We start from the raw sequence: 21592 nt of genomic DNA, 5'->3' as shown, positions 1-21592 counted from the left end.
TGACGTTAACCTTTTAGTTTAAAAATTAAGCTGCACAATCCGCATCATAATGACGTGGCTCATTGCCCTAACTTATGGTGCGAGTGGTTGTGGCTGGAAATTTCTACCTCCTCAAACTTTGTGTGAAAAATATGGAAAATAAACCAAAAAACATATCTTCTTTAAGTATTGAAGAAAGGAAGGCATTAATTAATAAAATAAAAAACCAGAAAAACTCTGGTTTGGAAATCCAGTTAATTAATGAAAAGTTTGATGGCAATGAGTTTATTTTGTCGGATTCGCAACAACGAATCTGGTTTGCTGAAAAAATCGATGGAGTAGGTAGTGCGTATAACATCGTCTCCGCTTTACGCCTGGCAGGCAATTTAAACTATTCAGCTATAGCGGCGGCAATCAATGAGGTTGTTAAAAGACACGAGGTGTTGCGTTCCTCTTTCTACGAAAGGGATGGGCTTCCTGTGCAAGCATTCAAAGAACATTCCTTATTTGAGCTATCGATAATTCCGGTTAATGGTAATGTTGCGCCGCAGCAACAAAAAGAAATTAATGAATTTATTTTGGCGGAGTCAAAGAAAAAATTTGATTTGCAAAACGGCCCGCTATTCAAGGTTATTTTATTAAAAGTATCTGAGATCGAGCATATCCTGGTTTCTGTTTTGCATCACATTGTTGCCGATGGATGGTCGTTAGAGGTATTGGAAACCGAAATTGCTGTTTTGTACAATTCATTTTTAAATAATACACCAGCCAACCTTGCTGACCTGCCTGTCCAATATAAGGATTATATTTATTGGAATAAACGCAGGTTGGAGCAAGCGCTTGAGGAAAAGCAGCTGGCTTATTGGAAATCAAATCTGGCGGGTGCGCCTTCTTTCCTGAGTTTTCCATACGATCATAAGCGGCCGGAGAATCGCAGCTACGGCGCCGCTTCCCGGCATTTTGCCATAGATAGGTCATTAGTTAATGATCTGAGAAAGTTAAGTCAAGCGAATGAATGTAGTTTATTTATGTTGCTGATGGCTTCTTTCCAGCTGCTTTTGTCCAGGGTGACTGGCGAGTCAGATATATCTATCGGAACTCCTTCTGCAAATAGAACCCATCCTAAACTGGAAAAACTAATTGGTCTTTTTTCCAATACCTTGGTAATTCGATCAACCATTAGTTATGAGTTGAATTTTTGTGAATTTTTGGCACAAGTAAAATCGTCTTTTCTAAATGCGTTTTCTAATAAAGATGTGCCATTTGAGCGGGTTGTGGACGAGCTGGCTCCAAAACGAAGCCTTGCTTACACGCCGTTATTTCAAGTACTAATGGTAATGCAGAATGTTTCAAGGAATGGAATGGCACTTGAAGGATTGGATATTTCCCAGCTGGAGATCCCAAGGCTATCGACCGAGTTCGACTTTATGGTCGAATTTTTCGATACCCCTGACAATTTAAATGTGAACCTGACTTACAGTTCGGAACTGTTTGAGTTCGAAACAATAGATAAGTTAATTGAGCAGTTTAATTCCATCCTGAAAAACATAGCGGACAGACCGCTGGAAAAAATCGCAAGATTATCCTGTTTGGATTATAAAGAGACTGATGATTACTCCAGTTTCATAAAACGACGTGATTCATACGAAAACTACCCTGATATTTTAAGTCGTTTTAACCAAAGACTTAAATCAACCCCCGATTCCGTTGTTGCAGCTGATGATGACGCTAGTCTTACGTTTAAGGCCCTTGATTATAGAAGCAACCAGTTAGCTCAATATTTTATTGAGCACACTGGGTCAACAGGAAATAATATTGCCGTAGCCGTTTCGCCCTCTGTGGATTTGTTGGTGGTTCTATTGGGTGTTATAAAGGCTGGAAAAATCTGTGTGCCTATATATGGAAATGCCCCTGATAAATGTATCAACGCTATTATCAACGAAAATAATGTTAGCCTTGTAGTTGCTGATAGTCGTAGTCAATCTGACATAAAAAACCTTGGTTGCCCCGTTCTATTTATTGATTCTGAGTGGGAGATGGTCTCTGCATATGCTGGCCAGGCTTTGCCTGTACAAATAGGCAATGGACACCTGGTATATAATTATTTTCCCGCAGAAGCTAAAGCAATTGTAACCCAAGTTGATATAGCCAAGTCCATCGGTTGGATGCAGCTGAACTATGAATTGCAACCCGATGATGTATGCCTTGTATCGAAATCAATTGATGAATTTAATTCAGTCGAAGATATATTCTGGTATTTAGCCCATGCAGGAAAAATCAAATTTTCTAATGCTATCGAAAGAAATTCCGTTTACAGTCTGAATGAAGTTACGGTGACTCGGGTCTCGTTGAGTAAGCTTCCATTAATTGCCAAGATAGATCACATGCGATTGGTGCTCTGTGATGTGGATGGTTTTGACTCCATTACAGCCAATCGCAATCATCCGTTAAATTTACGTTACTTGTATCGTATTCCATCAAGCCTTGTTCCCGTTGCCGAGGGTGCGTCCTCGGAACGCGTAAGTGATAGCCAGCAGCACGCAGCGTTTTTATATAAGGAAAATGCGCGACTATTTGATGTTATCGGTTTTCCCGCTGCTGAAGGCATGCTGGGTGAATTATGTCTGCATGAGTCCTTACCCGTAATAGCTTTCGAAAAGCGTGATTATCTGGATATTGAAAATGACATAAGACTTATAAGGACCGGGATTAAAGCAAAGATAAATCACCAGGGTTTTTTTCATTCATTTGGCGCGAAAAAATCTAATGCCATAATTAATGACAAATACGTGGATTTTAATACTATTGAAAAAGCGATCAGCGAAAAAACAGGATGTAAAGAAGTAGTTGTTAGTTTACGTCAAGGATCCGAAGGGACCAGGAAAGTTGTAGCCTATATTGCATCGGACAAGGATTTTAGTGCATACGCATTGCACTCATATATGGAGGGCATTTTCCCTTCATTTATGCTTCCGGATGCCTATGTGCCCATTCCTTTTATCCCCGTTGATCAGTATGGCGATGTGGATCAAAGTGCTCTGGACGGTGTGGTTGCTCCCGGGATAAGCATTATCGGTGAATACGAAAATGAGTTAAGGAAGATCGAAGGTGTATATGAAATAGCCGGTGTATTAATAGAGCCAGAGGTAAAGCAACTTTCATTGAGCTTGCGCAACTTGCTCCCTGTTGAGAAAGCACCCGCTAACCCGGGGTATGAAAAGGAAAGTGCGATTTCCGATCAAAACCAGAATAATAAAAAGTTATCTATATGTTATGGGATACCAAGCGAACAACCGATGCACTTTGTGCCCAAAACATTAAGCGATTTATTACTTAATTCCGCAAAATGTTTTCCACATAAAAAGATTATATATATTGAAAATGATGGAGAACAAACAGAAATTAGCTATGAAGAACTCTGTTCCGTAGCCAAAAAAGTATTACATGGACTGAGAGCTGAAGGTTTAAAATCGAAAGATATTGCTATTTTTCAATTCGATAAACAATACGATTTTATTGTAACTTTTTGGGCTTGTGTTCTGGGAGGGATAGTTCCGGTCCCAGCTCCGGTTGTTCAGGAGGCTGACCCCGAACATAATTTGTCGCAGCAATTGCTGAATACATGGGAGCTTTTGGACAAACCCGCTATCCTTTCTGGAAAGAAGGCAAAATCAATACTCGATAGTATTTTTTCAAATGTAGATTTGTCCGGAAAGGTTAATGTTATACCGGTTGACTCTATTCGCTCGGACCGCGAGGCGGAAATCGATCATTCCATAATGGCTGATGATGTCGCCTTGATGGTTTTGACATCCGGTAGCACCGGCAAATCGAAAGCCGTAATGCTTAATCACAGCAACCTGGTTACAAAATGTCAGGGCTGCATAAATACAAATAAGCTAACCTCTGAAGATATTTCGCTTAATTGGATGCCATTAGATCATGTTGGCGGTCTGATTATGTTTCACCTTCGCGATGTATACCTGGGATGTCAGCAAATATTGGTAATGCCCAATAATATCCTGCAAGATCCATTGTTGTGGTTGAAATTAATAGACCAGTATCGTGTTAGTACATCCTGGGCTCCTAATTTTGCTTTCGGACTTATTGTTGGTCTGCAAAATGAACTTATCAATTACTCCTTTGATTTGTCTTGTGTTCGCTGCCTGATCAATGGTGGTGAGGCCGTGGTTGCGAAAACAGTACGTCAATACCTGAAAATATTAAGCACATATAATATTTCCAGTGAATGTATTCACCCTGCCTATGGAATGTCTGAAACATCGTCCGCTATTACCTATTCGCGGCGGTTCAATCTGGCGGACACCACTGACTTTGATGTTCATGTATCAGTTGGAGAGCCAATTGCTGGTGTTACACTGAGGATTGTCGATGATAATAATATTACCCTCCCGGAAGGTGAGATAGGGCGCCTGCATGTAAAAGGAGATACGATTACCGCAGGATATTATAACGCGCCCGACAAAACACAAGAAGCATTCACCAGTGATGGCTGGTTTATTACCGGGGACCTTGCTTTCCTCAAGGATGGGCAGTTAACCATCACAGGTAGGGAAAAAGAAATATTAATTATTAACGGAACCAATATTTCCAACCACCATGTCGAATCACCCATTGAGGATATTCCTGGCGTAAGAAAATCATTCACTGCAGCTTGCGCTCATCGCGAGCACGACGATGATACAGATAAATTGCTGATATTTTTCTCGCCAGAAACGGACGATGCAGAGACCAATCAAAAGCTCATTGAAGAAATTCAAATGAGGTTGCAAAAACAACTCGGATTTTCTCCAGCATATGTGCTTCCCTTACCAGCGAACGACATCCCCAAAACGTCGTTGGGGAAAATAAAGCGAAAAACTCTCTTGGCCAACTTTATTGAGGGGCGCTATAACGCGGTTATAAGTAAATTTAATTTCCAGGCTGAAAGTAGAAAAACTATTCCCGATTGGTTCTATAAGAAGAGTTGGAAAAGAAAACCCATTGGAAGAAAATGCGATCTCAATGTTTATGAAGGAATCGTCATATTTCATGATTCCCAGGGGCTTGGGAAGAGCATAGTAAATTTAATCGATCACAACGCTTCTGGTAAAGTTATACAGGTTAGTCGTGGTGATTCTTATGCTAAAAAGCACAATGACCATTATCAAATTTCACCTGAAAGACAAGATGACTACGAGAGCCTTTTTGACTCTATAAAGGGGTATGGTTTTAAAAGTATTAATATTCTGCATCTCTGGACTTATGACTCAGATCACCAGATTTACTCCGAAAACAATATTAATGAATCGCTAACCTGCGGTTTGTACAGCCTGTTCTTTTTATCTAATACTATAGATCGCCACTTTAAACAGAACGAACACATTAGATTTACCGTGGTTTCGAGTTGCTCCCAGAATTTTGCAAAGGAAAATATAGATGCGGGGAAAGCAGCTATTCATGGGTTTATAAAAACCATGTCCCAGGAAAGTACACGGATAAGCTGCGCCCATATTGATTTTTCTGACAATAAGCACTACGAGAACCATGCCGGGATTATCTGTGACGAGATTAAACATGGTGCAGATGACGCTATCGTATATAGAAATGGAGTTAGATGGATTTCATGCCTGGAAAAAACCAAATTTCCTGCAAAAGCCAAAAATAATTTACCGGCTCTTAAAAAAGGAGGATTCTATATCCTTATAGGAGGTTTGGGTGGGATCGGTCAATGCTTGGCAAAACTCTTACTTGAAAAATATTATGCCGATGTACTTATTCTGGGGCGGTCCCATGTTTCCCTCCAAGCAAATGAACCTCCGGAGAAGGATAAGGGTAAAGCGGAAGCTCTAAAAAAGCTCCAGCTATTGCCTGGAAATGTTAAATATCAAAGTCTTGATGTTGCAAACTTCCAGGAATTAAGAGAAGTAATTGATAAGTCGAGTATGATTTTTGGTAAGGCTCTGAATGGGATTTTCAATCTATCGGGCCAATTTCATGAAAAACTCATTAATGAGGAAAGTTATGAAGGATTGAGAAATTCCCTACATGCTAAAGTTTTTGGTGCTTTGGGAATTCATCACGCCTTGCAGGATCATCCTGATGTGTTTCTGGTTAATTTTTCCTCTATAAATGCTTATTTTGGCGGCTATGGTGTCGGGGCATATTCAGCTGCAAATAGTTTTATTGAAGGGTTAACCTCAAATGAGGTTGAAAAAGGAAGACGCGCTTATTGCTTAAGTTGGAGCCTTTGGAAAAACATCGGAATGAGCGAGGAGATTCACAATAAAGAATTATCTTATAAGCGGGGTTATTGTGAGATATCCGCTGAAGATGGATTAAATTCCATGGTGGCGATACTAAATCACAGTGTTGGAAGCCACATAATTGGTCTCAATGGCAATAAGAAATTTATCAAGAATAAGCTGAAATATTTTGCCGAGCCAGAGCAAGCTATTTCTTTCTATTACACCGCCGAAAAAGATATCGACTTTTCCCTGGGTTCAAGAATCAATGATATTTTTGGGAAATATATTGATACCAATTTCATCAGGATAGAATCAATTCCGAAAAACGAAAATGGTGAAATTTCACGAGAAAGATTGATCGCTTATGCAGATACAAAGCATCATGCTGACTCACAAAACAATCGCCCCAGAAATGCGATAGAGGAAACATTGCTTGATATATGGAAAGTAGTTCTTTCCAATCAGGATATCAATATTAATGATAACTTTTTCCGATTTGGCGGTGATTCCATTTTATGTACTCAAATGATTGCCAGAGCGAATCAAAAAGGAATATATGTAACCAATAAGCAGCTTTTTGAAAATCAAACAATACAAAAGCTAGCTAGAGTTGCATCTCAAAAAATTCATAAAGTAGCCGATCAGAGCGTAGTAACAGGAGATGTGTCACTTGCCCCGATTCAGGAGTGGTTTTTTAGCCATAACTTTACAAACGCAAGCCAATGGAATCAGTCTGTTCTCTTAAAAGCAGATTATGAAGTCAATGTTGACGTCCTGCTGCAGGCATTATCCGCGTTAACATTGCATCATGATACGTTGCGGCTGCGGTTTGCCATTTCCGAGGAGGGGGAAGTTCACCAATTTTATGCTGATATTGGTGAGGAAATTCAATTGGATGTATATGATTTGACTCCAATCCATATTGATGAGCAAATCATTCACATGGAGAAGAAAATGGAGCTTGTTCAGGAGGGCCTTGATTTAACGAGGGGACCCCTGTTGAAAGCGGCACTATTTTCTCTTTCAGAGCCTCATCTACAGGGTCAACGAAAAACCGTGCGCCTTTTCCTGGCTGTTCACCATTTGGTAGTAGATGGTGTTTCATGGAGAATCTTGCTTGAAGATTTGAATACCCTTGTAAGCCAGTTATCTGCTGGTAGTAAGTATCAGCTACCTGGAAAAACTATTTCTTATAAACAGTGGTCAGACTCAATTCGTTCCCCGGAACAAATTGCCCATTTTAGAAAAGATTTGCCATATTGGGCAGCCATCGGGAAGTCGGAATTTTCTCTTCCTGTGAAGAGCGGGAATGTAGGTAGGGTTGGTTCTGAAAAATCCATTCAGGTCTCCCTTGACTCCGAAGAAACATCAAAATTATTACAGGAAGTTTCCTGGGCATATAGCACAAAAATTAACGATTTGCTGCTAACTGCATTGGCCATGGCGTTCCATGACTGGATTGGAGCTAACGACGTATTAATTAGCCTGGAGGGACATGGAAGGGAAGAGCTTATCGACGGTATTGATATTTCCAGGACTGTCGGATGGTTTACCTCAATTTTTCCTGTTCAATTGTCTTTGCCGGATTTTATTACACCTGGGGAGAGTATCAAGGCAATCAAGGAACAGCTTGCTGGAATTCCCAACAAGGGTGTGAGTTACGGTGTACTCAAATATATTTCCGGGGATTTGGCCGAGCATCCTATAAAACCACCAATTAGTTTTAATTATTTGGGGCAATTTTCAGAGGACCATTCGAATAACACATATCGATTCGCGAATGAAAAAGTTGTAGCATCCCAACACAAAAATGAGCGTCGAGTTAATTTAATTGATGTCGTTTGTATCACAATAGATAGGCAAATGCGTTTCTCGTGGACGTATAGTGATGAATTATTTACCGATGAATCAATTAGTGAAGTTGCTAATTTATATGTTCAGCATCTGAAGAAGATCATAGATCATTGTTACTATAAGAAAGTAAAAACCTTTACTCCATCAGATTTTCCCTTGTTAACCCATTCTCAACAAGAGTTGGACAGATTAGTAACAAATTTAAATAAGATCGACATTTCTACCAAAAAAATCGTTGATATTTTTCCGTTAACTCCAACTCAATATGGAATGCTCTATCATTCTTTCATCGCGGCAGATTCGGGAATTTACGTTTCGCATCTGGTAAACCAGATACGTGGAAATCTTAATGTGGAAATATTTCACCGCGCATGGCAAGCAGTGGTGGATAAATATGACATATTCCGTACGGTTTTTGTTGATCTCGATAAGGACAAACCGGTTCAGGTTATTCAAGACGCGACGACTATAAATTTTAAAGCGCTTGACTGGTCAAATGTAAATGAGGAACAGCAGGAGTTATCATTTGCCCAGCTTGTAAGTGATGATAAAAGAACTGGATTTCAATTTGATAAAGCGCCTCTGTTGAGAATTTATGTTGTTAAGCTTAATGAGCATACTCACAGGGTTTTGTTGAGTGAACATCACGCTTTGTCCGATGGTTGGTCGCGCGTCCTTATCTTGAATGACGTATTTAAAAGTTATCAATATATTGCAAGTGACAAGCAAGTTAACCTGGATCCGCTGATTCCTTTTAGTAATTATTTGCAATGGTACCAACAGCAGGACATGGACGCCGCTGCTAAATTCTGGTCTGAAAATTTAAAAGGGTTGGAAAACATATGCAAACTCGCGATAGGGAATTATTCATCTGCAGCTATTAGTCACAATGCGCCCATCACGGTTAACTATGTGCTTTCCAGAGAAATTTCGGATAAGTTACGGTCATTTTCCACTAACGCTCAATTGACGCTCAATCTTGTGGTTCAGGGCGCCTGGGCAATTTTAATCAGTCATTATTGCGGCCAGGATGATGTTATTTTTGGCATTACGACCTCCAACCGCCCTGTTGATTTGCCAAACGTTGAGGAAATTGCCGGTCCATTTTTAAATACCCTGCCGTTTAGGGTACAACTCGATCCGGATCTCACACCGCAAAATTGGCTTCATTATATTCAGAATTGCCAAATTGGCGTTTCCCAATATAACCACACGTCACTGCGAGATATCCAAAAATGGAGTGGATTAAGTGCATCTGAAGCTCTTTTCCAAAGCTTGTTAATATTTGAAAACTTCCCCGATACAGGCAGCGTTGATGAAGATGGTGAGTTATTTCTGGATTGGTCCACCAGCGAAGATCATACCGAAACCCCTATAGTGTTAATGATTTCCCCTGAGGATAAGATTCGCTTCACATTAAGTTATATCGAGAGCGTCTTGCCTGAAAAGTGGGTTAATCTTTTTCTGGAAAATCTCAAGCATATTCTTACCTCGTTTTTGGAAAGTCCAACCCAAAACCTTAAGGGAATACGGTCTGCACTGAATCCTGAAATTAAAAAGATACGTAATGATTGGAATATCCGGGAAAATATCGATATAAAAACCGGAGACTTTCCGGACTGCCTTGCGAACTATGCTGACAGTAAACCGGAAGCTATCGCGATCAGTGTTGGAAATGAGGCCTTGACTTATTTTAACCTTGATCGAAAGGTTGACCAATTGACGCATCAATTGCGAGCAAATGGGATAACGCCTTTGGATAAGGTAGCGGTATGCCTTACCCAATCTTCCCTAGCCGTGATTTCTGCCCTGGCCATATTTAGGACGGGGGCGATATACATACCGATAGACGCATCGATTCCTTCCGATAGAACTTCAGGGATACTGGAAAATGTGCGTCCCAATCTGGCTTTGACAGATAACCATAATCGGAGGAAATTTGATTTATTGAATGTAAACACCCTTTCATTGGATGACCAATGGCCAGTGATAACAGCTGGGCAAAATGAACATAAAAGGGCAGTGATAGATCCGGAAAGTGACGCCTATTGGATATGCGATGGCGAGAACTTTAATGATATCAATGTGGGTACTTATGAGTCCTTAAATAGGATGAGTCACAGCATACAGCCATTTGAAATCACTTCAGATAGCAGGGTGTTGCAATATTCACTATTAAATAGCGACGCAGCAATTTGGGAACTGGTAAGCACGTTTACCGCTGGAGCTACACTGTTTTTAGCTGAAGCTTGTATTCATACTGATATAGGAATGTTGGAAAGTGAGCTGATTGCTAAAAAGATAACTCACGTAGCATTACCACCCGCAATACTTGCTTCTGTTTCTACCCAAGCTCTGGAATCCGTTGTTGCTATATCAAATAATCGCCAAAATTATTCGGTTTCGAAAAAATTACAAACCGAATCTTTCGAAGAAAGTTATCTTCAGCAAATACAAGAAACTATGGTTGATATATGGTCTCGGGTATTAGGCAAGCAAGTTGTCAATATAAAAGATAATTTTTTCGATTTGGGCGGGGACTCCATTAATACAATTCAATTGGTTTCGCGGTCCAGGGAAGCGGGACTTATTTTTTCCGCTCAGGATATATATCATTATCCGACCATTGAAATGTTATCGATAGTTGCTTCGTTCTCAAAAGAGAACCTGACGGAAGCAGATCATGATGCGGATGTTTATTCGGTCGAAGAGCCAACCACTTTCGCATACATATCCTCGGAGCAATTAGAGAATACTGGTGCAGATAGCGTTCTGGAGCAGATGGAAAATGTGAAAGTCGTTTATCCCGTCTTTCCCTTACAGAGGAGTTTTATCCACGCGTCGGTTCTCCATGATAACAAGCAGTATGGTATAAGCCAGTTAACATTTGAGTTGTCTGGTAACATCGATATCCCACGGGTCAAAGACGCCTGGCAAAAGATTATTAATAACTACGAGGCGTTAAGGACAGTATTCATAGAAACAAACAAGGCTGGATTGCTACAAGTTGTACTTGCCAGCGCTTCATTACCTTGGCATGAATATGAACTAACAGAACTGCCGGGTGAAACATATGAAGAAAAACTTAAGGAAATTTTAAGCCAGGAACGGAAGGGGGGATTTAGTGCAGTGGAAGCCCCGTTGCTTAAGGTTGGCCTGGTTTATTTACCCGATGATTGTTACTGGATGATTCTCTCTTATCATCACGCCATTTTGGATGGCTGGTCATTGCCAATATTATTCCAGGAGCTTTTTAATAATTATCAAGGCCAATACCAGGCTGGAACACATATAAAAAATCGCGGGTCAAATAAGTCCTATTTCAAATGGCTCGCATCCTTAAATAAAGCTGATGCCCGGGAATATTGGTCAGCTTATTTGAAAGATTACAGGGAACCTGCGATTTTGCATATCACCAGGAACAATTCCGGTGGTTCGAATAGGCCGAATTATGGAAAGCTATCCTCATTTATATCAGAAGAGGTGACTGGTAAATTAACGTCGTTTGCTCGCAGGGAGCGAATAACATTAAACACGCTGATGCAAAGCGCTTTTGGCATTTTGCTGGGGCGTTACTCTGCTAGCAATGATATTGTTTTCGGAACAACCGTTTCTGGACGTTCAGCTGAGGTAAATGAAGTTGATTCATTGGTTGGAATGTTTATAAATTCCATCCCGCTACGAATTAAATTATCACCCTCAGTTACGGTGTCAGAGCTGTTAAAGGAAGTTCATTCAACCCAGACTATCCGGGAAAAATATTCCTACTTATCAATTGATGAGATCGCCCTGCAAAGCGAGCTTCCTCCTGGTCATTCCTTATTTGATGCGACCTTAACATTTGAAAATTATCCATTGGATCAGGTTGTATCCAGTGCAATAGAGTCGCTGGATTTCAATGCCGATTTTATAGACCAAACTGAAGAAAATAACTTTACACTCGCAATGGTCGTTGTACTTGGCGATGCGTTGGAAATAACGGTTCGCTACAACGAAGATCAATTTTCGGCTACATCTATATCCAGTTTCATCCATCACTTTGAGATGCTCCTGGAACAATTAATGGACTGCACAAATGACCGTGTTTTTGATTTGCAGGTTTACAGTGCTGTTGAGTATCAACAACTTCTCGATCTGTCAGCTGGACAGCTGTCCTTGTTTGAAGAGTATGAAACGATCAATGAGTTATTTAATTCTCAGGCAAGCATAACGCCAAATGCGATAGCTATAGTGGACGGATCTAATGCATTGACTTACCTGGAGCTGAATGCCAGGGCTAATAAACTGGCAAACTATTTGATTCAACAAGGTGTCGGGATTGAAAGTGCCATTGCGGTAGGGATGGAGCGTTCTATTGAGTTGATTGTGTCAATGCTCGCTGTATTTAAGGCGGGAGCAGCCTATGTACCTATTGATCCGGCCTATCCCGCGGAACGACAAAAGTACATGCTTGAAACTGTGAACGCTTCACTCTTGATTACAAAATCAACGTGGCAGTGCTTTAACGGCCAGGATGTGACAAAGCTCTATATCGACCTGAGTTGGGATTTGATATCGACGTTTAGCGATAAGCAGCCGGAATGCGCCATTTCTCCAACTAATCTTGCCTATATCATATTCACATCCGGCTCCACAGGCCTACCGAAAGCTTCGGAAATATTTCATTCCAGCTTGTGTAATATTGTTCAATGTCAGTATGAGCGGTTCGGCATTGGCCCGGGGGACCGGCTGGCCCAGGTTATATCGGTGAGTTTCGACGTTTCTGTCCAGGAAACGTTAATGGGCATTTGTAGCGGTGCCACTTTATATGTAATCCCACAAGAAACCGTTTTTGATATCGAAAAGCTACACAGAACGTTAATCGACAATGAAATTAATGCTATGCATTTCACTAATTCATTGCTAGATAACCTTATTTCAAAACCTTTACCTGACTTGAGAGTTGTCATCACCGGTGGTGAGCCTATCTCGGCAAAAATAGTTTCAAATTACTCCACACCGCAACGAAAATTATTCAATGAATATGGCACGACAGAAATTACATTGGCCGTCGTTAGCCATTATTGTGAAGAAGTTGAAGATAATCCACCTATCGGTAAGCCATATGAGGGCACGCAGATTTTTGTATTGGACAAAAATCTCAATATTGTGCCAGTAGGAGCCATCGGAGAGCTTTATATCGGAGGGACGGGCGTTAGCCGTGGTTATCGAAATCGCATGGGATTGACCGCAGAGAAATTTCTGCCCAATCCATACTCTGTTCTGGGCGGCGAAAGACTGTATAAAACAGGGGATCTTGCGGTTTACCAGCCAGATAAAAGTATTAAGTTTATAGGCCGCGCTGACCATCAGGTAAAAATTCGCGGCCATCGGGTAGAACTCAATGAAATCGAAAACATTATTGTTAGGTATCCGGGCGTCAACAGTGTAATCGCAGCAGTAAAAGAGGATATGCAGCAGCAAAAACGTATAGCTGTATATTTAATCACCGACCATGGGCATGAAGAGATTAAATTATCTGAACTGAGGGAGTGGTTAAAGAATAAGTTACCGACTTATATGCTTCCGTCTAGCCTGAATAAATTGGATCAGTTTCCACTCACCCTAAGTGGAAAAGTAGATCGAATGAAACTTCCTGCACCAAATTGGGATGCTGATGGAGTTGAGTTGGATTTATCCGGGCTCACTGATGTGGAAAACAGTTTGCTGGATATTGTTTCTGAAGTAGTTGGTATAACGAAGCATCAATCCCAAATGAAAGAAAATTTCTTTGATCTAGGGGGAGATTCTCTATCCGCAGGCCAGGTTATTTCAAGAATTAACCAGATCTTTAATATTAATTTGGGCGTGGTATCGATTTTTGAATCTGCATCTATCCATGAGTTGGCAAAACTGGTGGATGAAGAAAGGGCCGTTGCATTAGATGGCGATATTGATGATCTGTTAGGCTTGCTTGAAGGTATGACAGAAGAGCAAGCAAAAGAAATGCTTGAGCATGAATAGATACTAAATCAAAGGAAAGGAAATGAGCGATAAACTGAAACGATTGCAAGAGCTGTCTCCGGAAAAAAGAGCGCTTCTTGAAAAAATGCTTAAAGATAAATCTGCTGTCAGTATCAAACAAACTATTTCTGCAAAGAACGTAAAGGAACATATCCCTTTATCATTTGCGGAGCAAAGGTTATGGTTTATCGAGCAACTGGAATCGGGGTCGGCAACCTATAACACCAGCTCGGTGCTAAAACTCCGGGGAAACCTGAATGTATCGGCATTGACCTATAGCTTGGAAAAAATAGTATCCAGGCATAACATACTAAGAAGCGCTTATAAGTTAGTCGAAGGAAAACCGTTTCGATTTGTAAATGAATCCAGCGGTCTTAATTTTTCATTTATAGATTTTAGCGACGTGAGGGAGGATGATAAGCTTCTAAAAGTCAAATCAGGCATCAAGGATGAAACAACCAAGGTTTTTGACTTGAAAAAAGGCGATGTCCTACGTGTTAAGTTAATCAAATTGAACGACGGCGAACATGTACTGATTCTCACAGTTCACCACATAGTAAGCGACGGCTGGTCACTCGGCATCATCGTTAATGAGTTCGTGCACTTTTATGACGAATTCGTTAATCAAAAAAAATCATCGCTGGAAGATTTGCCCATCCAATACGGCGATTATGCTTTTTGGCAACTGGAAGAGCTTGATAAAGATAAAATAACCAAGCAGCAGGCTTATTGGGGAAAGGCTCTCGACGGGCTGCCCCCTTTAATTGATTTCCCCACTGATAAGCCAAGGCCTTCGGTATTGAGCAGCAATGGTGCTGAGGTTGGGTTTTCAGTATCTGAAGAAATTTCACAAAAGTTAAAAAAACTTTGCCGTTCAGAGAGCTGCACATTATTTGTAATGCTGTTGACAGCATTTAAATTATTTGTATTTCGCTACGCCGGTGTTAATGACGTGGCTATAGGCACCACTATTGCAAATAGACCCTTTAAAGAACTTGAAAGTTTGATTGGGTTATTTGTTAATAGTCTGGCACTGCGTTCAAAAATTACCGCATCAATGTCATTTCGCGAGTTGTTATCGAGTGTAAAAGCGACAACCCTGGATGCCTATAAAAATCAGGATATACCGTTCGAACAAGTTGTGGAATATCTTAAAGTAGAGCGTACATTGGGCTACGCGCCGATTACACAGTTACGGTTTGTATTGAACAATATTCCCAGTACAGAGCTAAACCTTCCAAATGTACAAGTTGAACCCATGCGGCTGGATTTTGTGCCTGCCAAGATGGATCTATTGCTTTCAATGTCGGAATATAATCAGGAGTTACATGGGTCTTTGCAATACAGCACAGATCTGTTTAACAGAGATACAATGGAGAACGTTGTTCGTTACTTTAACAACATATTGGGCCAAATTGTTGACAATCCGGAGAAGAAAATTTCCAGTTTCCAACTTTCTGGTGAAATGGAATATTCAAAAATTGTGCATGACTGGAACAAGACAGAAGTTAGCTATCCCGCCCCGATCTGTGTTAACGAGCTATTTGAACGTGTTGCTGCAAATGCCCCTGGTAAAGTAGCCGTTATTGACGGTAATGAAGAATATTCTTACGCCGAGATTAATAGTAGAGCGAATCAAATAGCTAACTTACTTATTGATCGGGGTGTGGCTTATGAAACAAGGATTGGAATTTTACTTCCCTACTCGTTGCAAACAATCACAAGCATGCTGGGTATTATGAAATCCGGCGCAGCATATGTGCCAATTGATATAAAGTTTCCAGTATCAAGAATAAAGTCCATCTGCGATGATGCAGGCATTAAATTTGTCATCTCCTCTCAAGAATGTATTGAAAGCACAGATGTTAAGGATATAGAGTTTTTGAACCTTGATGGGTTAAACCTCTCTGGCTACTCAATGGAAAATCCGGCGCTGGATAGCTTTCCCCATCGTATGGCCTATATGGTTTACACCTCCGGTTCTACAGGTACTCCGAAGGGAGTTTGCGTAGAGCACCATTCAATTAACAATTATATTCATGCCGTACATAATCGTTTGTCATTGTCAGCCAATGCTGCAATGGCTTCAATGTCATCAATCGCCGCGGACCTTGGCTATACAGCTATTTTTGGTTCTCTATGCACTGGAAGGTCATTGCGAATAATTCCGGAAACCTCACATTTAAATGCGCAAGAACTAAAAGCGATCCTGTTGGATAGGCCTATTGACGCGTTGAAAATAGTACCTTCACATCTCTCAGCGCTACTCTCGGTCGATAATGAAATTCGATTGCCGAATGAGTGTTTGATATTTGGAGGCGAAATACTGCGTAGTGAAGTGATAAATCAGGTTAGGGCCATAAACCCGAGTATCAGAATAATAAATCATTACGGTCCAACTGAAACCACAGTTGGTGTCATCACCTACGAAGTTCCATTTTCATCTGAAGGCCATAGCCTGCTTCCCCAAGGCAGTCTTCCTATAGGTAGACCGATTGGAAATACCAGGATCTACATTTTGGACGAAGAACTGAATCCTGTCGCGGTGGGGGTTGCTGGAGATCTTTACATCGCGGGCGATAATTTATCCCGGGGTTATTGGATGCGACCTGGCATGACCGCGGAAAAATTCATACCCGATCATTTTAGCTCAAGTAATGGTGCGCGACTCTATAAAACCGGTGACCGGGCACGCTATTCCAATGACGGGAATATCTATTTTCTAGGTCGTGCAGATAATCAAGCAAAAGTAAATGGATACAGGATTGAATTAGGTGAGATTGAGTGTGCATTCAAAAAAACCAACCTGGTGAAAGATGCAGCGGTAATAGTTGATAAAAAGAACGGGGGAACGGGAGCTCTTATCGCATTCATCGTGGGAGCCGAGGAAAATGAAATCCGGATCCGGAATCTGTTATCTGATCAACTGCCAGCCTATATGATCCCCGCCATTATCAATTTTATCGAAGAAATTCCCAGAATGGTGAATGGAAAGATAGATTTGGCTGCGTTGGTAAAAATAGAAAACAAACCACAAAAATTATTTGAAGTTCCTGTAACTCCGACTGAAATAATAATAGCGAAAATCTGGGAAGAAGAACTGAATGTTAATAGCGTTGCCCGGACGGATGACTTCTTTAAGTTGGGTGGCCATTCCCTATTGGCGGTCCTGGTCGTTTTCCGGATATCTGAAACATTCAAAATCGAATTTCCGGTTTCTAATTTAATATCGAATCCCACATTACAACAACTCGCAGAATTTTTAGATTCCAGGTTCGATAGGCACGATTCCTTGAAATTGACTGCGCAAGATAGGTCGAATGGAATTCCTATTTCCCTGGCCCAGGAACGATTATGGTTTCTTTATCAGCGAGATAAGGAAAGTACCGCTTATTACATGCCCTCCGCATTGGAAATAAGGGGAAAGCTAAATATCGAGGTATTCGAACAAAGTTTTCATGAGGTTATCCAGCGACATGAGGTGCTTAGGACCACTTTCATGCAGGTGGACAATAATATACGGCAGATGATTCATGCCGATAAGCTTATATCCAGATTGGAGATATTGGACTTACGTTCAACGGCTTCCACCGAAAAAGAAGCAATATTGAAAAATTATTTGCAAAAAGGAATTTTTGAGAATTTGAATCTTGAAGTTGGACCGCTGTTCAGGGTGGTCTTATTACAAATGGAAGATCAAAGAAGCGCGCTAATCAGCTGCATACACCATATAATTTCCGATGGTTGGTCGCAAAGAGTGTTGTTCAATGACTTCTTCAAATTCTATGATGCAAAATTATCCGGGAAAAAACCATCCATTCCGGATTTGACAGTTCAGTATGCTGATTATGCAATATGGGAGCGCGCCAGGTTTGATAACGAATTTCAATCGAGAGAAATTAATTTTTGGAAATCACGCCTGGATGGTTTGCCTTCGTTATTAAATGTAAAATCTGATTTTCCCAGGGAAGGATCCAATAATAATACCAGGGAGGTTTATACATTTAATATTTCCCAAGAGGTGAAAAGCGGCTTGGAAGGGATATGTCGCAATAATGGCGTAACGTTATTTAATGTGTTATTGCTCTGCTTTAAATTGTTGTTGTCGCGCTACTCTGATCAGAGGGATGTGACAGTAGGAACCACTGTTGCGAATCGAAGTAGCTTCGAATTGGAGAATATGATTGGCTTTTTTGTAAATCAATTGGCTTTGCGATCGATAATAGATCCTGATAGTTCTTTTGAAGAATTTTTGATTTCCGAAGCAAAAATTTTGCGGGAATCTTTTGAGAATATAAATATCCCTTTCTCATCGATTGTGCGTTCTGTTAATTTTGAAAGAAAAAGTGGTTATTCTCCAATATTTCAACATTTATTTGTTTTACAGAACATTCCCAATAAAGATTTTGATGTCCCTGGATTGGATATTCAGGCTTTGGAACTTAAGGACATTGAGGATCAAGAAACAAAGTTTGATCTAACAATGATGGTTGGGGAAATTGATGATTATGCTCAGGGGTTGTTAATTTTTAATTCCAGTTTATTTACAAGCGCCACCATAGAAAAAATGTCGACGCACTATGTGAACATCCTGGAAGAAGTGGTTGAAAATTCCATGATTAAAATAAAGGATATTAAAATGCTATCAGAAGAAGAAATTAAAGCGAACGAAGAAAGTAAACAAGAAGCCAAAAGAAATAAACTTAGCAGTCTTATAAAAACCAAAAGAAAAGCGATTTCTATCTCCGATACAGAGCTCATAAGTGAAAAATTGGTTTCTCCGGACCAAAAGCTCCCATTGGTGGTTACCCCTGCAATGAAGGGAGTAAATTTGAAGGAGTGGGCAGCAGATAACCAGAGCTACATTAATGAAAAACTAATTGGGCACGGCGGAATCTTGTTTAGAGGTTTTGAGTTTAAGCCCGGCGCTGAATTCCATGATATTGCAGGGGAGCTCAGTGGTAACACATTGATGGGAAATTATGGGGATCTGCCTAAAGCTGGCGATACCGATTACATATACAAATCCACTCCATATCCCGAAAGTAAAACAATTCACTTCCATAACGAAAGCTCTCATCTTGATAAGTGGCCAGGAAAAATAATGTTTTCTTGCGTTAAAGCTGCGCATGCGGGGGGCGAAACTGCTATCGTGGATTGCAGAAAGATATATAACGAACTTGATCCAAAGATTATAAAAATATTTGAGGAGAAGAAAGTTCTATATACAAGAAATTTTATTGATAAGATCGATGTCAGTTGGCAGCAGTTTTTTAACTGCCAAACCCGGGGTGAGGTGGAGGAACAGTGTCGCCTGTCTGGTATGACTTATAAATGGAAAGAAAAGGATACGCTTGAAACACGTAAGCTTTGTAATGCTATCAGAAAGCATCCGAAAACCGGTGATATGTTATTTTTCAATCAGGTGTTGTTATTTCATGTGGCCTGCCTGGATCGGGACACCTATGATGGACTCCGCGCACAATTCAGTGAAAATGACTTCCCCCGAAATGTCTATTTCGGCGATGGTTCGGTGATTGAGAACTCTATTATTGAGGAAATTGTTGCTGTTATGGACGAGCATTGTTACAAGCATATCTGGAATGAAAGCGATATTATCCTTTTGGATAATATGCTAACGGCGCACGCAAGATTGCCATTTAAAGGTGAAAGAAAAATTGTTGTTGCAATTGGTAATGAAATAAAAGAAACGGATGTGTGAGATTCTGCACCATCAAAAGCAACATTATCAAAAATGTGCCGCATGATAAGCCTTGGCGTAGCGACTCCTCATGTGCCAAAAAAACAAGTTCTGCGCTTGATTATCGAATTAGTAATGATTTGCTGTACATTTATCACAATAGATAATCTATAAAAAACCCGACTAATCAATAGTCTGAGACTCATCGATTAGATAATTTATCGACCGCTGGTTAGATTCCGTTAGTTCTGTTTTAAATGACGTAAAAGATTGATGATTTCGTGCGGGTTTGTTGAGTAAATAAAGTCAAGAAATTTCAACTTTAAAGTGAAAGGTTTCAATCGGGTTGTTTATTGCTTTAACACTTATTGCACTATATACATGTTGCATATTATAGTTGCGACTGGCATGGTTAGCGGAGCTACTGCCAACCTGAATAATAAGTTATCTACGTTCGATAAGGGAAAATATAAATTGACCAAAACTAGGGATTTAAAGGATTTTTCGATCCTGCTTTGTGGGCAATCGATATCAACATTGGGCTCATTGACAACGGGTTTCGCCCTTAGCATTTGGATCTTGCAAAAGACTGGCTCTGCCACCGCATTTGGTTTGAGCCTGGTTATTCAATTCATTCCTTCCATTTTTCTCTCACCCTTGGCTGGCATTGTTGTAGATCGCTATAACAGAAAGTCGATTATGTTGTGGAGTGATGTGGCTAATACTTTGGGAACCCTGATTGTTTTATATTTGATTTATAAAAATTTGCTGGATGTATGGCATATTTATGTTATTGCAGCCCTGGCTGCGTGCTGGGGTACATTTCAGCAGTTGGCGCACAGTGCCACTACCAGCTTGCTGGTACCTAAAGAGTATCTGGCAAAAGCAAATGGGATGATGCAAATCGCGTTACAGGGCGGGGCGATTATTGTCCCTCTTTTATCTATGTTATTAATGGATAAATTTGGTTTGCAATGGGTTATATTAATTGACCTTATGACCTTTTTGTTGGGTATGGCATGTCTTTTAGTTGTCAAGGTGCCTTCGGTTAATTCTGAAAGTCTACGCAAAAAGCGATTCTCTTTTCAGCTGCTTGTGGATGAAACCAGGTTTGGTTTCGCTTACATATTTCAACGTTACGAGCTAAAACAGTTGCTGGTTTTTTTAGCTATGGCGGGATTTGCTACTGGTTTCATTTATGTGTTGTTTCGACCCCTGGTGTTAATAGTTTCGAATCCTACCGAACTGGGTATGCTAGTAAGTATTGCCGGTATCGGCGGGTTGTCAGGTGCGATATTTATGAGTTATTGGGGCGGGCCGGAAAGGAAAATGGACGCGGTTGTTGGTTTTACTTATATGATTGGATTTAGTTCAATACTATGTGGCCTTGGAACATCTTTTGTTCTGTTAGCGGTTGCCTCGTTCTTTTTCTCCTTTGCCATTCCCGTTATTCAAGCGTGTGCCCAGACGATTTGGCAGTCGTCTGTAGAGCGCGAAGTTCAAGGTCGTGTTTTTGCGGCAAAGCGGCAAATTGATAACTTTGTTATGCCTTGCGCGATAATACTTGCGCCGTTGATGGCGGATTATATATTCGAACCAGGAATGAAGGACGGAGGGATATTTTCCCGGTATCTTGGGGGTATTATACCGTCGGGCGACGGCAGAGGGATTGGTTTGTTATTTATATTGGCGGGTTTATTAATTATCTTGCATACCACAATATATATAGGCTGGAATAAATTATCAAAACCCAAAAACGTAGTATCGATTAATAATGTTGTATAGAAAAGTAATTCCTTTTGACTTG

At 40.5% G+C, this 21592-nt stretch carries 3 protein-coding genes; all 3 read left to right on the top strand.

The genetic code is table 11. The features are described from left to right. Nucleotides 1-89: 89 nt before the first annotated feature. On the top strand, nucleotides 90-14084 hold the full coding sequence (locus tag CBR65_RS03445; RefSeq protein ID WP_198300866.1) for a non-ribosomal peptide synthetase: 13995 nt from the start codon (nucleotides 90-92) through the stop codon (nucleotides 14082-14084). Between the two features lie 22 nt (nucleotides 14085-14106). Beyond that, nucleotides 14107-19806, top strand: a complete 5700-nt coding sequence (locus CBR65_RS03440) for a non-ribosomal peptide synthetase (RefSeq protein WP_087465551.1) — start codon at nucleotides 14107-14109, stop codon at nucleotides 19804-19806. 360 nt (nucleotides 19807-20166) lie between these two features. Further along, the gene (locus tag CBR65_RS03435) at nucleotides 20167-21570 is read left to right on the top strand and encodes an MFS transporter (protein WP_087465550.1); all 1404 of its coding nucleotides are present in this window, start codon (nucleotides 20167-20169) and stop codon (nucleotides 21568-21570) included. The last annotated feature ends 22 nt before the right edge of the window (nucleotides 21571-21592 follow it).

The organism is Cellvibrio sp. PSBB006 (genome assembly GCF_002162135.1).
Classification (GTDB): Bacteria; Pseudomonadota; Gammaproteobacteria; order Pseudomonadales; family Cellvibrionaceae; genus Cellvibrio.
This window is presented reverse-complemented; position numbering and strand designations above follow the sequence as displayed.

Coding starts and splice junctions, on each gene's coding strand:
- CBR65_RS03435 (WP_087465550.1), top strand. CDS start 20,167: ATGTTGCATATTATAGTTGCGACTGGCATGGTTAGCGGAGCTACTGCC.
- CBR65_RS03440 (WP_087465551.1), top strand. CDS start 14,107: ATGAGCGATAAACTGAAACGATTGCAAGAGCTGTCTCCGGAAAAAAGA.